The organism is Venatorbacter sp. C2-1 (genome assembly GCF_022832715.1).
Classification (GTDB): domain Bacteria; phylum Pseudomonadota; class Gammaproteobacteria; order Pseudomonadales; family Oceanobacteraceae; genus Venatoribacter; species Venatoribacter alkanivorans.
Genome location: NZ_CP094879.1, coordinates 1,558,006 through 1,573,252 on the forward strand (window position 1 = coordinate 1,558,006; position 15,247 = coordinate 1,573,252).

A 15,247-nucleotide genomic window follows, 5' to 3' on the forward strand; every position below is an offset into this window, starting at 1 on the left:
GGGCGCAGGGGGCGGAGCACCCGCAAAGGCATTGCAAAGACTACAGAGGCCAGCCCGCGCAGCGGCTACAGAAACAGTATCGCGGCTGAAAGCCGCTCCCACAAAGCCGCTCCTGCAGCCATTCCAAAAAAACACTCCCCACAAACATTCAGCCCAAAACCGCGCTGCCCGGCTGCCAATCGCAGCCATAAAAAAACCGGAGCCTCTGCTGCACTCCCAACAGAAACTCCGGTTTTATTACATTTCAGTGCTCTCAGTTCAGACAGCTCTGCTGATGTTCTCCCGCGCACCTGCGCGAAACAATCACAGCGTTAGTAAATACTGCACTAAATCATCTACTTCAGCGCTGTTCTGCGCACACCACGGATGCGGAGCCGCTGGCATGCCAATCGGTTCGGCGGTGCCCATTTCATCCGGGCCGTATTCGGCGCGCATTTTCTGGTAATCCCAGTAATAGTGGTCTTTATCCCAGGGTACGCTGACAAAATATTTATGCCGCTCGATAAAGAGGTTACGTTTGTAGCCTTTATCCAGCTTGGTTAAATATTTCGATTTAGGTACACGGAACACATCGCCTTTGCGGTTCAGGTCGGGGAATGGCGTAACATGATCCGGGCCACCGGCATCCGGGCGTACCGGTGCGTGCAGGGTGTAGTAGTTGTTATACAGGTTGCTGCCCGGTGTGCAGCGTTGCGGGCTGACCAGATCTTCGAGGTTGCGCACATGGCCATCCGACAATAAACCACGGTGCTGAGTCCAGTACAGATCGCGCAGGAAAGTCGCACGTACCGATTCGGTTTCTTTCTGATAAATGGTCGGGGTAAAGAAGCGGCCGACTTCATCCAGCCGTACCATTTTCTCGTTGGTATTGGCACCTACGCCGTCGCTGTGGCAGCTGCTGCAGTCGCGCTCATAAGTGGCCTTACCACGGTTAACAGCGGCGCTGACATCGGCGTATTGTTGCCAGCCACTCTGTACAAATTCCCCTTCGCTTAACTGAGCATTGCCGGTTTGCGCGCTGAGTTTATTGCTGTATTTCAGCCAGCGGTATAAGCCGACATTGCGCAGATCATCGTCGTCCTGATCGAGGGTGGTCATATAGGCGGTCAGGGCTTCGAGCCATTCTTTGCTCATGGCACCCTGTGCGCCGTCCGGTTCTTCGGAGTGAATATAAGAACCTTCAAAACCCACATAGGATTCGGTGTGCGATAACGAACGGCGGATGGCCATGTAATTGGTCACGTTCGGAATGGCAATGGGCGAGAACTGGTAGTCGTTGTCGGTATGGCTGCCTTCGCCAACCACGCGCACCATATTGTGTTCACCGGCACCGGCGGGCATATGGTAAAGCAGCATATCTTTGGCGATGTCTTTTTTACCGCTGTTCCAGCTCGGGCCTTCTTCGCTGGTATAAATACCGTCGAAGGTGTTGGTGAGGGTTTGCAGCACGGTCCATTTCATCGACCAGTTCGGGTTAGGTAAACCCGGAATCACTTTACTGATGGCCTGGCCCGGTGCTTTTTCATAACTGACTTTATAGCCGTGGCAGGAGGCACAGTTAAAACCAATCCATTCGCCATTGCCTTTATAAGGCTCGTTGGCTTCGGCGTAACGGTAACCCACCCAGCCGCTGTCGCGGGTATTGCCTTTGAATTTCGCCGGTTGTGTGGTTAAAAAGCCGGGAATCGGTGTCGCCATCGGGTAGGAATTAAAATACACATCGTCGATGGCTTCGTCCGGTACTTCGCCGCGTACGGTTTTTACCGCACCAAAGAGTTTCGCCGGGTCGGCTTTACCGCCGGCAATCGGGTCGTTGGCTTTGTAATTAAAAATCGCATTCCAGTCGAGTTTGCGCACGCTGTGCGCTACACCGATGTTGTAATCGTAAGACCAGAAAGCCTGGCGGCCTTTTTCCACCAGTTGCTCAAAGCCGGGGTTATTCACGCTGACAGCTATCGGCGTGGTGGATTTTGCATCGCTCAGGGTCGAGACCACATCGCAGTCGTGCTCAAAGGTGTCGGAAATAATGCGTGAGGTTTGTGCATCAATCACGTTATGCGCCTGGCCCGGATGTTTTAATGATTCATTAAACCCGGTGCGCTTTTGTACCTGCACAATTAACGGCCCGCTGCTGGCATGGTCGGGTACGCGGAAGCGGATTTCGCTGTCGTTCCAGCTGAGAATGTTTTTATCCCAGCTGTCGAACTGCTCGTCGCTTTCAAAATTCACCTGATCGTTAATGGCCAGGTACTGAGTGAACATGCGCAGGTCGGTTTCCAGAATACGGGTATTGCCGAGCATGATTTTTGAGAAGTCGATGTCGGTACCGCCACCAAAGCCGCTGCCTTTTAAGGTAACTTCGTCACCGGCATTCAGTTGGGCAGTATTGGCAGAACCGGCACTCCAGCGCAGTTCGCCATTCACCAGTAATTGCTGAATCTCCGGTTGCGGAAAGCTGGCCACCGAGGCCGCACGCTGTGCTTCGCGGCTGGCGTCAAAGGTACAGAGCGTTTCCTGGTCGGGAAATTCACCGGGCAGTTCGGTAATGCAGCCGCTGAGCAGCAGCGGTACGGCCAGCAATGCCAGCCCTCCGCGGGTTGGGTATTTGATTGTCATGGTGGCTAGGCCCCTGATTATTATTGTTGGTAAGAATGCGCCGCCGGCCGGCAGAAGCGGCCAGCGGCTGTATCACGCTATGCCTTGCTGTATGGGGCGACAAGCCTATGATGGAGGCTTCGGCGGGTTGGCCTGAACTACGCTAGTACGTTTGTGCTAAAAACTCAGGGTGGCGTATTTTATCCGCCCAATAGCGGCCACAGAGCTGACGATTAAACCAAGCGGAGAGAGAGGGATGGACGACAGTTTTTTGCTGGCACTGGCAACCTTGTTTGCCACCGTCGGCCCGGTGGATGTGGCGGCGATTTATGCGGCCATCACTCTGCATGCCAGCCAGCAGGAGAAACGGCGCATGGCCTGGCGCGGTGTGCTGATTGCCAGTGGCGTACTGCTGCTGTTTGCGCTGGTCGGCGATCTGGTGCTGCATACGCTGGGTATTTCGCTGGCAGCACTGCGCACCGCCGGTGGCATTATGCTGCTGCTGATTGGTCTGGATATGGTGTTTGCGCGTAACTCCGGCGCCATCAGCACCACGCCGCTGGAAGAAGCCGAAGCCCGCCGGCGCGGTGATGTGGCGGTGTTTCCGCTGGCGCTGCCGTTAATTGCCGGGCCCGGCACCATGGGCGCGGTGATGCTGCTGATGGCGCAGGCCAGCGATGACCTGACGGCGCAGTTATCGGTACTGGCCGCGTTGTTAACCGTTATGCTGATCTCGCTGTTGTGCCTGCTGGCGGCCAGCCGGTTAACTCAGCTGCTGGGCGTAACCGGCATGCAGGTCATTACCCGCGTGATGGGCGTTTTATTATGCGCTCTGGCGGTCCAGTTCGTGTTTGATGGTATCGCCGGGAGTGGTTTGCTCAGCCATAGTGCTGACGCCGCCGCGGCCGCTTCTGTTGCGCCCGGCATCACCACGGTCGAGCAGTAATAACAGCGGCGGCAGCAGCAGAAAATCAATCAGCAGTGCCACGGCAATCGACAGCGCCAGCAGGTTGCCCATGTTGGTGCTCGGATTAAAGTGCGAAAATTCCAGCACGGCAAAACCGCCGACCAGAATGGCTGAAGTAATCAGCAGCGCCACGCCGACGGTGTGAAATGCATAGCGTATAGCATCGGCCGCCTGCATCGTCAGCACCTTGCGCGCGTGCTGGTATTTACTGAGAAAATGCACGGTGTCATCCACCACAATCCCCAGACTGAGGCAGACCACCACCGAGGTGGCGGTATCGACCAGGCCGCTGATCATGCCCCATAAACCGTAGGCCATCGCCGCCGGCAAAATATTCGGAATCATGCTGATTAAGCCCATTTTCCACGACCGCAGGGCGGCAATCAGCAGCAGCGAAATTAATACCAGCGCAATACCGGTGCCCTGCAACATGCCATGAATATTGCGGAAGGTAAGGTTGGCGAACACCACATCCAGGCCGGTGGCTTCGCTCAGATGCAACAGCGGTGCATGTTGCTGCGCCCAGGCAATGGCGGCCTGTTCGACGCGGATAATATTGACCGAATCGGAGCGGTATAAACGCACCTGCAGACGTGAGGATGAGCGGTCATTATTGACCGTATCGTCCAGACCCAGCCCCAGCGGTAACGACAGTTCGTACAGCAATAAATACTGAGCCGCAGCTTCGGCAGAATCGGGCACGCGGTAAAAGGTCGGATCGCCGCCGTTTAAATTCTGATTCAGGCGTTTAATGATGTCGGTCAGGCTGCTGACGTGTACGACCTCGGGCTGAGCGCGCAGCCACTGACTGAAGGCTTCCAGTTGCTGCAGATAGTCAACATTATTAATGCCTTCCGCCTGCTGGCTGTCGGCAATCATAAACAGAAGATGCAGGCCACCCAGTTCCCGGTCGATCATGTCGTTGGTCTGACGCACTTCAAAACTTTCGTCAAAAAATTCGTGCCAGCGTTCGGTAATTTCGTTGCGGCTGATCTGGCTGGCACAGGCGGCGACAATCAGCAGCATGCTGAGCAGCAGACCTTTATGATGACGCACAATCAGATCGGCCAGACGGTCAATCCACTGGTGGTTATTTTCGGCGCGTAATTTTTCCGGAACCGGCAGTAACGCCAGCACGGCGGGCAGAAAGGTGAGGGTAAAGGCCCAGGCAAAAAATACTCCGGCGGCAATCATATTACCCATGTCACGGTAAGGTGGAGAGTCGCTGGTATTCAGGCAGAGTACGCCGACCATGGTGGTAATGCTGGTGATTAAAACCGGGGAGAAATTCAGCCTCATGCTGTTAAGCAGTGCCTGCTGCCGTGGCTGGCCGTGGCGCAGGGCAAAATAATACGACACCAGAATATGCACGGTATCGGCGACGGCAATGGTCATGATGGCGGTGGGTACAAAACCGGTGGGCGGTGTCAGGGTATAACCCAGCCAGCCGAACAGGCCCATGGTGGACACCACCGAGAAACTGATAATGCCGAGAATCAGCAGGGTGCCCGACAGCGTACGCAGGGTCAGCAACATAATGCTGATCATTACCAGATAAGACACCAGCAATAATGACTGAATATCCTGATGAATGGCTTCGCCCATGGTGACATTGGAAACCAGCGAACCGCTGAGCATAATCCTGAAATCCGGGTAGCGGGCGCGGAATTCATCGGCGAGGGCGCGGGCGGCGTATACCACCTCCGGGGATTTTTCGGCGCTTTTTCCTTCCGGTAATAAAAAGCGCACATTAACGCCGGAGGTGCCGCCATCGGCGGAGATTAATTTATGCAGCAGCTCGGGTAATGAAACAGCCAGTTGCTGGAGGCCGGATAAATCTTCCGTTAATTCTTCTGTGCGGTAAAAATCGTTGATCAGCAGGTCATCGCCATCAACCTGAGTGTGCTGATAATTCTGCAGCGAGTCGACCCGCTGCGAATAGGGCAGCTGCCAGCCGCGTTCAGTCAGTTGTTCTATCAGGGTCAGCCCCTGTGGGGTAAACAGGCTGCCGTTGGGGTTCTGCACCAGAAAATAAATATTATCCTGATTCGAATAAGTGCGCTCCATGGCTTCGAAGGCCTTTAACTGCGGATTTTCCGGGCCGAAATAGGTGCGGAAATCGCTGGTAAAGCTCAGCTTCAGTACGCCGCTGGCAAGCAGGGCAACGATTAACAGGGTAAAAAACACAACGCGGCGCGGGTGGCTGATAACCCACTGTAGGTAGCTTTGGATCATGATGAAAATGCCTGCAGGCAGAAATTATTATTGTCGGCCGATTGTAGGCCGGTCAGGCCTGCCCACAAGGGGGAATTCCGCCATTCGGGTACCTCTTCAGGCGTATAGCGATGGGCGCCTCAGGCTCTCGCCGCTATACTGGGGCAGACTTTCAGTCTGATACAGCAACAAAAAGCAACAAACAGGAAGAACAGCATGAACGGCAGTAACGATCAGGCAGTACCCAGCATGAACTGGCAGCAATTATTATCGGCCGCCCGTTCCGGTGAGCGTCAGGGTTCGCTGGGTTTTGCGCTGGAACCCGGGCGTACGCCGTTTCATAAAGATTATGACCGCATTATTTTTTCTTCGGCGTTCCGTCGCCTTGACCGCAAAACCCAGGTGCATCCGTTATCGGAAAATGACCACGTACACAGTCGTCTGACCCACAGTCTGGAAGTTGGCTGTGTTGGCCGCTCGCTGGGTACCCGGGTTGGTCAGGCGCTGGGTGAGCGCTTACCGGCCGGCATTGATGCCAGCGATGTTGGCGCACTGGTGCAGGCCGCCTGTCTGGCCCACGATATTGGTAATCCGCCCTATGGCCATACCGGGGAAGATGCTATCCGTCACTGGTTCCGCGCGGAGGAAAATGCACATTTCCTGCAGGAACTGACACCACTGCAGCGTGCTGATCTGCAGACCTTTGAAGGCAATGCGCAGGGTTTCCGCATTGTTACTCAGGTAGAGTCGCACCGTTTTCAGGGCGGTATGCGTTTAACCTACGGTACCTTGGGTGCTTTTCTCAAATACCCCTGGACGGTGGATTATGTGCAGCGCGGCGAGGCGAAAAAGTTCGGCTGTTATCAGACCGAATTACCGCTGCTGCGTGAGATTGCCGGGCGTCTTGGTTTGCTGGAATTAAAACCGGACTACTGGGCGCGCCATCCGCTGGTGTATCTGCTCGAAGCGGCGGACGATATCTGTTACGGCCTGATCGATCTGGAAGATGGTATCGAAATGGATCTGCTGCGCTACGATGAAGTGGAAGCGTTGCTTAAGCCTCTGCTGGCCGATCACTGGGACATGGCTCAGGCCGAACTGGAGCAGGCCGATAACCTGCGCCGGCGTTTACAGGTGTTGCGCGGTATGGCGATGGAAGTTTTGGTTACGGCTGCCAGCCAGGCCTTTATCCGTAACGAGCAGGCGTTACTGCGCGGTACGCTGCAGGGCGATCTGATTGATTACTGCCCGCCGGTGGTTAAGGCCGTTGTGCAGGGCGCTAAAAATATGGCACGGGAGCGGATTTTTAAAGACAGCCGTAAACTGGCGGTGGAAATCGGTTCTTATTCAACCCTGGGGGTATTGCTTGAGGCCTTTTTAAGTGCCGTGCGTGAACGCGTACTGGATGGTCAGGCGACCTTCCGTAATCAGCGCGTGCTGGAATTAATGGGCCGTTCGGCGCCACAGGCCGATTGGAGCCTGTACGAAGCCTATATGCGCGCGCTGGATTTTATCTCCGGCATGACCGACAGCTATGCCGCTCAGATTGCCCGGCAGTTTTCCGGTTACCAGCCACCGGGGCGTGGATTTTAACAACGCCGGGTTATGCTGTTGTTTTATCGTTGCTGTTGCTGTTGCTGTTGCAGGACGGGCGGCTGATAATCAGCGCCGTATTTTTTTCTTCTTTTTTTGCGCCGGTGAGGTGCTCTGATGATTAACGAATTATTACTGATAGCGCTGCTGATTGTACTCAGCGGGCTGTTTGCGGTGTCGGAAATATCCATCGCTGCGGCGCGTAAAATCAAATTACGGGTACTGGCCGATGAAGGCAACGAACAGGCTGAGGCGGTGCTGCGTTTGCAGGAAGAGCCCGGTGCTTTTTTTGCCATGATACAGATCGCCCTGAATGCGATTGCCATTATGGGCGGTATTGTCGGTGAGCAGACCCTGACGCCGTATTTTCAGAATCTGCTGCAGCTGTTTTATCAGGGCCCGATGCTGGAACAGATCAGCTTTGTACTGTCTTTTACCACGGTTACCTCGCTGTTTATTCTGTTTGCCGATCTGCTGCCGAAGCGTCTGGGCATGATTATTCCGGAAACCATGGCGATGAAAGTCGTCACGCCGATGCGCTGGGTCACGCAGTTACTTAAGCCTCTGGTGATGTTATTTAACAGCCTGACCAACCTGTTGCTGCGCCTGTTTGGCTTGCCGATGCAGCGGGAAGATACGGTCACCACCGACGATATTGTTGCCATGATGGATGCCGGTGCCGAGCACGGCAGTCTGCAGCAGCAGGAATACCATCTGATTGGTAATGTGTTTGAGCTGGAAGGGCGCACGCTGCCAACGGCGATGACCATGCGTGAGCAGATTGTCTATTTCGATATTAACGACAGCAGTGCAGATATCAGCGCCAAAATTATCGAGCATCCGCACAACTGGTTTTTAATCTGTGATGGTTCGCTGGATAAGCTGGTGGGCGCGGTGGAGTCGAAAGAAATTCTGCGCAAGGTATTAAAAGGGGAACAGGCGCAGATTGGCGACGATATGATCGAGCGCGAGCTGCTGTATTTACCCGACACCCTGACCCTGGCCGAAGGCCTTAACGCCTTTAAAACCACTGCACAGCCGTTTGCCGTGGTACTGAATGAATATGCGCTGGTGGTGGGTATTCTGACGGTAAAAGATTTAATGAACAGCTTTATGGGCGATCTGGTTGCGTCCAGTGGTGACGAACAGATTGTGCGCCGTGACGCCAGCTCCTGGCTGGTGGATGGCAGCACCCCGGTGGTCGATCTGGCACGGGTGCTGGAGCTGGATATCGATGATTTTCCGGATAACGGCCAGTATGAAACCGTTGCCGGATTTTTAATTTACCGCCTGAAACGTATTCCGAAACGGACCGATTTTATTACCTTTGCCGGTTTTAAATTTGAGGCGATGGATATCGACAACCTGCGCGTCGATCAGCTGATGGTGTCACGTATTAAAGAAAACGACAGCCCGCAGACCAACCATATCAGCGGGCCGTTGTAATCATTTTATTGCCTGTGTTGCGGCCGGAATAACCTGCTGCAGATGGGCAATAAAATTCTGTTCCAGATGGCTGGTATCGCCGGCAATCACATTGTCGGCGTGAAAGGTTGGCCATTGCTCCCGCAGACCCAGGTAACGGTTGGTGAGAATGGGCTGTACCAGAACGTCATCAATATGCTGATAATTTTCCAGCACCGGACAGGCGCTCAGATCGCTGGCTTTCATATTGGAAGTAACAACCAGCATAAAAGCCTTGCCGCCCAGCTGTCCGCCTTCGCCATAAATATCGGTAATGAAAAAGGTTTTGCGGTGCTGCAATACTTCATCAAAGTATTCTTTTAACAGCGCCGGCGCACCAAACCACCAGATCGGAAAATGGTAAACAATGGCATCGGCCCAGTGCAGATGCTCTATTTCTTCTTCGATGTTCCAGCCGCCAACAGCTTTAATCGCTGCCAGGTTACGCACCTGAACGGAATGTCCCTGACGCCGTGCGAAGCCCTCGGTTAATGCTGCAAGGGTGGCATTTAATTCGCCTTTGGCGGCGTACAGTTTGGGGTTGGTGGTCAGGATCAGAATATTCATTTATACCTCTGCCGGTCAGCGGCGGTTGTTTTGCGGTTAACAATGGGTTGTCGTCACAATAAATAAGGCAGCCGGGAACGGTAGGCGCAGGCCTGGCCGTTGCTGTCTGCATGAGTGCGCAGCAATAAACAATGACGCTCCAGACTCAGTTGCCAGTCTTTGTTGTGACGGCGGCAGGTACGGATATGGCGAAACATTGTCCGTACGGGAATGCAGTAAACGGCTGTGCTCATATGGCCTCCTGTCAGGTCCTAATCAAAACGGTGTAAGACATCGCCCAGCGGACGGCGGGTTTTCTCTCCCGGTTCTGTCAGGCGATAGCCCAGCGCCAGTGCCCAGACCGGTTTGAACATAGTGTTATCAACACCGGTAAGCTCCTGCAGTTGCTGCTCCCAGACTTCCTGTACAAAACCTTCGATCGGGCAGGAGTCGATACCCAGAAGAGCGGCCACTGTCATCATGTTGGCCAGTGGCAGATACGTCTGATGGGTGGCCCAGTCGGTCAGGCTGCGTTCGGATTCCAGCAGGTTGAAATCCTGTTCCTGAAAGGTACGGAAGAAGCCGCCTTTTGCATTCACCACTTCCGCAGGCAGTTGCTGCACCTCGGTCATCATATGGCGGATGTAATCAGAGTCATGGCGCACGCCCGGAGCGCGGCGCACCATGCCAATTAACACGTGGCTGGCACTGGCAAACTGGCGTTTACCGCCCCAGCTGTTTTCACTCAGTTGCTCGCGCAATTGCGGATTCTGAATTAACAGAAACTGCCAGGGCTCGAAGCCAAAAGAGCTGGGTGACAGGCGTCCGGCTTCGATGATCGTGGCAAAGTCTTCGCTGCTGATTTTTCGGGCCGGATCAAAGGTTTTGCAGGCATGGCGGAAGCGGAATGCCTGCAGAATCTGCTGGCGCAGGGCTTCCTGTCTGTTGTCTGCAGACTGGTTATTAGCAGGTTGAGTGGCTTGAGAGCGCTGGGTTGTTGCTTCGTGGGCGGACATATCGTGTTCCTCGGATGGAGTGGAATATGCCCAGTCTATTTATTGTTTGAGATTGAAAAAGACGATAACGTTTGAGTTACTTTCAAAAATATTTTGATAGTGGCTGTTAAATGGAGGCATTAATGAATCTCGCCGATCTGGAGCTGTTTATTCAGGTGGCCGATGCAGGCAGTTTATCGGCAGCTGCGCGGGTGCTGGACTGCAGCCCGGCGGTGGCCAGTGCGGCATTAAAGCGGCTTGAACTGCAGCTGGGCGCGCGTCTGTTCAGCCGTTCAACCCGCTCATTACGGCTGACGCGGGAAGGTACGTTGTTTCTGGCGTATGCGCGCAAGGCGCTCAGTCTGCTGCAGGAAGGTCGCGGTTTGCTGGACGGTGAGCTGCATCATGTGGCCGGGCAGCTGAGTATTTCTGCGCCTTCTGATCTGGGGCGGCACTGGCTGCAACCGGCGCTGAATGATTTTCAGGCACTGTACCCGCAGGTGCAGCTGCAGCTGAGTCTGAGTGATGAGCTGAGTAATTTTTACCGTGATCCGGTGGATGTGGCACTGCGTTACGGTCAGCTGAGTGATTCCGGGCTGATCGCCACGCGCCTGTTGGATAACCGCCGGTTGCTTTGTGCCGCACCGGCATATCTGCAACGGGCGGGAATGCCGCAGCAGCTGGAGGCGTTAAAACAGCATAATTGCCTGACCTTTTTCCTGCGCGGCGAGCGTTATGATCACTGGCACTTCTGTGATGAGCAGGGCAATCAGAGCGATCTGACGGTCAGCGGTAACCGCAGTGCCAGCGATGGGGCACTGGTGCGCGAATGGGCGCTGGCCGGTCTGGGGATTGCCTACAAATCGCAGCTCGATATCGCCGCTGATTTGCGGGCCGGACGACTGCAGGCTGTGCTGCCGGATTACTGGCAGGATGCGCCGCTGTATCTGGTGTATGCCGAGCGCGAATATCTGCGCCCGGCGGTACGGTGTTTTATCGACTTTATGAAGGCGCGGGTGCGCGGCTGAAGCTCAGCTGCGTCCGGCGCGTAATTCGATAACTTCGGCCGCAGGCGGCAGAGGGGTCGTGCTTTGTGCTGCGTTGTCTTCTGCCGGGTTGTTTGCCGCAGGGCTGTTTTCGGACGTTCCGGCAGCCGCTTCTTCCATGGCCCGCAGGCGTTCTTTTTCCAGTTTTTTCTTCCAGCGTTTTTCAGCCTTTTTCAGGTGTTTTCCCATCATTTTTGCCAGCTGCGGCACCAGTGCCGGTGGCAGGTCGTGGCCCATGCCCTGAATGACTTTCAGCTTGGCTTTGCGGATGGCGGCGGCGGTATCTTCGCCCATGCGCACCGGAATTAACGGATCGTCGGTGCCATGAATCACCAGTGTTGGCAGTTTGATTTTACGCAGCAGGTGGCTGCGGTCACCGGCGGCGGTAATGGCAACCAGCTGGCGTTTGAAACCGGTGGGGTTGGTGGTGCGCTCAAAACTGGTTTCGGCCAGTGCGCGCAGTTCCATTTCATCCATCGGGTAGGCCGGACTGCCGATTAAACGGTTCATCCGCATGGTATAGCGGATGGACGCTTCGCGGTTAAACGGTGTCGGGCGCTTGGCCAGTTGCAGCAGCACTTTCAGTTTGGCGTCGGGCAGGCCGGGGCTGGTGGCCGACGACATAATGGAGGTCAGGCTGCGTACCCGCTTTTTATGTTTGGCGGCCAGAATCTGGGCAATCATGCCGCCCATGGAGGCACCAACCAGATGAGCGCTGTCGATCTCCAGCTCATCCATTAACGCCAGCACATCACGCGACATATCTTTCAGCGTGTAGGGCACCTGTGCTTTGCGTTTGAGTTTGGTGACCAGCCAGGTGGCGAGCAGGCTGGGGTTGCCGTGATGATCCATCTGTGATGAGCGGCCAACGTCGCGGTTATCGAAGCGAACGACCTGATAGCCTTTATCAACCAGAGCCTGACACAGGCTGTCTGGCCAGATCCGCATTTGTGCGCCTAAACCCATAATCAGGATCACAGCCGGATCAGCCGGATTGCCCATTCTTTCGTAGGCCAGCTCAATGCCATCGGGGGTGCGGATGTGGGTCATGCAACCTTGTCTCCATATTGAGGTCTTTGATACTCGCTCGCCTTGTGACCGCGCGGCGGTTAGAATGCGGAACTTTATAGATTGTAGTTATAAGTGCAGAGCTATGGATATCGATTTTCCCCTGATACTGATGGTGCTTACCCTGGGCACCGGCGTGATTGCCGGCGTCGATAAATTCTGGCTGGCCAAACGCCGTAAAGCGCGTGCGGATGCACTCATCGCTGAGCGCGCTCACCCGGAAGACATTCATGAGGCTGAAACCGAGCCGTTTATTATCGAGCAATCGAAGTCTTTCTTCCCTGTTCTGGCCATTGTCTTTGTTCTGCGTTCGTTTGTCGCTGAGCCTTTTCAGATTCCATCCGGTTCGATGGAGCCGGGTCTGGTAAAAGGGGATTTTATTCTGGTCAGTAAGTTCCATTACGGTCTGCGTATGCCGGTGTTCGGTACCACACTGGTGCCGGTCAGTGAGCCGCAGCGCGGTGATGTGATGGTGTTTTTCCCACCGGATGACCCTCGTTACTTTATTAAGCGGGTGATTGGTCTGCCGGGTGACCATATTGAATACCGTAACCGGCAGTTGAAGGTGAACGGCGAAGTCATTGAAACCCATGAGCTGGGTGGCGAGCCTCCTTACCGTCCGCTGAAGTATCTGGCGCAGGAACAACTGGACTCTGCTGATGCTACGGTGCAGTGGATGGTGGGGCGTGATCCGCGTACTAATCAGACCGTGGTCTGGGCCGGGCCGGAAGGCGAGTGGGATGTACCGGAAGGCAGTTACTTTATGATGGGTGACAACCGTGGTAACAGCCATGACAGCCGCGGCTGGGGCTTTGTACCGGAGAAAAATATTGTCGGTAAAGCGGTGGCGGTGTGGATGCATTGGGAAAGCTGGGGTGATATTCCATCATTTGGCCGCAATAAGTGGATCGACTGATCTACACTTAGACGATACGTTATAAACAGGTATCGTCTTATGCCATCCACTAATTCTTCCGTTAAGAAAGCCCCCTGTAAATTCTGCCAGCGTTCGCGCTGGCTGATGACCATCACTATTCTCGTCGTGTTATTCAGCGTTGCCTTTCTGAATCTCGGCAGCTGAAGCACTGTTTATTTCTGCGTTTGCTTTAATTTCACTAAAGTCTTATCTGCAGCGACATATTTTTACTATTTAAGGACTGGATATTTACTGCCAAGGGCATACAATGCCGCCCCTTGACAGGTTGATGTACGGCAGTTCTGATGAATTATCTGACGAGACAGCTCAAAGGCAAGGCACTGGATATAGTCGATCGGCTGCTTCCTGTGCGACCGGTAATGCGCAGCGCCAACGAACAGATGCTGCTGGACCGTGAATCACGCCGAATGCACCTGTATTATTGCCGTACCTGCCCTTCCTCAATCTCCATTAAACGCCACTGTGAACGCCTCGGTTTGCGTGTGGTAGAAAAAGACGTCCTGCGTGTTAATGCCTACCGTAATGAACTGCTCAATGGCGGTGGCGCTCCTAAAGTTCCCTGTTTACGTGTCGATGATGAACAGGGCGGCCAGTGGCTGTACAGCCCGGATGCCATTCTCGACTATCTGAAAAACCGCTTCTGATTCTGATCCCCTGTACATTCAGGCATTGCTCTGTGGCGTGAACGGCCTTCGTCCGTCTGACCGTCTGACGTTAGAATGCGGACATTGTTTTCCCTAGGAAATGGCCATGCCCGTTTTAACATCTTCATATTGTCCGCCGTGGTTATTAGCCAATGGCTATGTACAAAGCATTTTTCCGACTTTTTTCCGCAAGCTGAATGATGATCATCTGCTGCGCGAACGCATCACCACCGATGACGGCGATTTTCTTGATATTGACTGGAGCCGTGTCGGCTCGCGCACGCTGGTGATTGTTTCCCATGGGCTGGAAGGCCATTCGCGCCGGCCTTATGTGCTGGGTACGGTACGTGAAGCCAACCGTCAGGGGTGGGATGCGCTGGCGTGGAATTTCCGTTCCTGCAGTGGTGATACCAACTTATTGCCACGTATGTACCACAGTGGCGCAACCGATGATCTGCACCGGGTAGTGCAGCATGCTCTGACGCAGGGTTATGAGCAGGTTCATCTGGTGGGTTATTCGATGGGGGGCAATCTGAGTCTGGTATACGCCGGGCGCGAAGCTGAGCAATTGCCCGCTGAGGTACGTTCAGTGGTGGCATTTTCGGTTCCCTGTGATCTGCGTGGCAGTGCGTATCAGCTGGCTAAGTGGCAGAACCGTGTGTTTATGTGGAAATTCCTGCGCGACCTGAAAGAGAAAATGACGGTGAAGTCTCAGCGTTTCCCGCATCTGGTCAGCGTGGATGGCTTCGATGATATCCGTACGTTCAAAGAATTCGATGACCGCTACACCGCACCTCTGCATGGCTTCCGTGATGCTGAAGATTATTGGACGCAATCCAGTAGCCTGCGTTATCTGCCTGGGCTGCAGATTCCAACGTTGCTGGTAAACGCGCGCAATGATCCGTTTCTGTCGCCAGAATGTTTCCCTGAACAACTGGCTGCGGGGCATGAATTTCTGCATCTGGAGATGCCGGACAGTGGCGGCCATGTGGGGTTTATTCAGCGCACAGCCGATCAGACCTATTGGATGGAGCAGCGGGCAATGAGTTTTATTGCTGATGCTGTGGCGGATGTGGAAAGCCTTGCTGGACAGGCTACCCGTGAAGTGGCTGTGTCCTGAGGTGTTGCCGGGCAAAACAGTACATGTAAGCGGGTGTGATTGACGTAACTGAAGTCTT

13 protein-coding genes and 1 pseudogene are annotated in these 15,247 nt (G+C 54.5%); 8 read left to right on the forward strand and 6 right to left on the reverse strand.

What is annotated here, in order from left to right; genetic code table 11:
- Window positions 1-303 precede the first annotated feature (303 nt).
- Window positions 304-2,616: a cytochrome c gene (locus MT343_RS06990; RefSeq protein WP_145469421.1), complete on the reverse strand. Its 2,313-nt coding sequence runs from the start codon at window positions 2,614-2,616 to the stop codon at window positions 304-306.
- A 235-nt stretch (window positions 2,617-2,851) separates the two neighbouring features.
- On the opposite strand from MT343_RS06990, the gene MT343_RS06995 reads away from it, so the two are divergent.
- Complete coding sequence (locus MT343_RS06995) at window positions 2,852-3,541, forward strand: MarC family protein (RefSeq protein ID WP_145469422.1); 690 nt, start codon at window positions 2,852-2,854, stop codon at window positions 3,539-3,541.
- Between the two features lie 45 nt (window positions 3,542-3,586).
- On the opposite strand, the pseudogene MT343_RS07000 reads toward MT343_RS06995, so the two are convergent.
- Window positions 3,587-5,797, reverse strand: a pseudogene (locus MT343_RS07000) (efflux RND transporter permease subunit); the annotation flags it as partial.
- A gap of 195 nt (window positions 5,798-5,992) precedes the next feature.
- Here MT343_RS07000 and MT343_RS07005 point away from each other — a divergent pair.
- Both MT343_RS07005 and MT343_RS07010 read left to right on the forward strand, forming a co-directional pair.
- Complete coding sequence (locus tag MT343_RS07005; protein ID WP_243989472.1) at window positions 5,993-7,369, forward strand: deoxyguanosinetriphosphate triphosphohydrolase; 1,377 nt, start codon at window positions 5,993-5,995, stop codon at window positions 7,367-7,369.
- 117 nt (window positions 7,370-7,486) lie between these two features.
- Entirely contained in the window at window positions 7,487-8,815 is a 1,329-nt protein-coding gene (locus MT343_RS07010; protein WP_230330646.1) for a hemolysin family protein, read from the forward strand.
- On the opposite strand, the gene MT343_RS07015 is transcribed toward MT343_RS07010, so the two are convergent.
- Genes MT343_RS07015 through MT343_RS07025 form a run of 3 tightly spaced genes read right to left on the reverse strand, consistent with a single transcriptional unit; the run spans window position 8,816 to window position 10,395 of the window.
- On the reverse strand, window positions 8,816-9,400 hold the full coding sequence (locus MT343_RS07015; RefSeq protein ID WP_145469424.1) for an NAD(P)H-dependent oxidoreductase: 585 nt from the start codon (window positions 9,398-9,400) through the stop codon (window positions 8,816-8,818).
- Between the two features lie 53 nt (window positions 9,401-9,453).
- Window positions 9,454-9,633, reverse strand: a complete 180-nt coding sequence (locus MT343_RS07020) for a hypothetical protein (protein WP_145469425.1) — start codon at window positions 9,631-9,633, stop codon at window positions 9,454-9,456.
- A gap of 18 nt (window positions 9,634-9,651) precedes the next feature.
- Window positions 9,652-10,395: an NAD(P)H-dependent oxidoreductase gene (locus tag MT343_RS07025; protein WP_145469426.1), complete on the reverse strand. Its 744-nt coding sequence runs from the start codon at window positions 10,393-10,395 to the stop codon at window positions 9,652-9,654.
- Between the two features lie 122 nt (window positions 10,396-10,517).
- Here MT343_RS07025 and MT343_RS07030 point away from each other — a divergent pair, with 122 nt between their 5' ends.
- Window positions 10,518-11,402: a LysR family transcriptional regulator gene (locus MT343_RS07030; protein WP_222428572.1), complete on the forward strand. Its 885-nt coding sequence runs from the start codon at window positions 10,518-10,520 to the stop codon at window positions 11,400-11,402.
- Window positions 11,403-11,405: 3 nt separating this feature from the next.
- On the opposite strand, the gene MT343_RS07035 is transcribed toward MT343_RS07030, so the two are convergent.
- The gene (locus MT343_RS07035) at window positions 11,406-12,470 is read right to left on the reverse strand and encodes an alpha/beta fold hydrolase (RefSeq protein WP_145469428.1); all 1,065 of its coding nucleotides are present in this window, start codon (window positions 12,468-12,470) and stop codon (window positions 11,406-11,408) included.
- Between the two features lie 103 nt (window positions 12,471-12,573).
- Here MT343_RS07035 and lepB point away from each other — a divergent pair, with 103 nt between their 5' ends.
- The 4 genes from lepB to MT343_RS07050 all read left to right on the forward strand — a co-directional run bounded on the left by lepB (window position 12,574) and on the right by MT343_RS07050 (window position 15,189).
- Entirely contained in the window at window positions 12,574-13,404 is an 831-nt protein-coding gene (gene lepB, locus MT343_RS07040) for a signal peptidase I (RefSeq protein WP_145469429.1), read from the forward strand.
- A 39-nt stretch (window positions 13,405-13,443) separates the two neighbouring features.
- Window positions 13,444-13,569 (forward strand): hypothetical protein, encoded by a 126-nt coding sequence (locus tag MT343_RS19540; protein WP_255449037.1) that lies wholly within the window; start codon window positions 13,444-13,446, stop codon window positions 13,567-13,569.
- A 140-nt stretch (window positions 13,570-13,709) separates the two neighbouring features.
- Window positions 13,710-14,069 (forward strand): glutaredoxin family protein, encoded by a 360-nt coding sequence (locus MT343_RS07045; protein ID WP_145469430.1) that lies wholly within the window; start codon window positions 13,710-13,712, stop codon window positions 14,067-14,069.
- A 106-nt stretch (window positions 14,070-14,175) separates the two neighbouring features.
- Window positions 14,176-15,189: a YheT family hydrolase gene (locus tag MT343_RS07050; RefSeq protein ID WP_145469431.1), complete on the forward strand. Its 1,014-nt coding sequence runs from the start codon at window positions 14,176-14,178 to the stop codon at window positions 15,187-15,189.
- Window positions 15,190-15,247 lie beyond the last annotated feature (58 nt).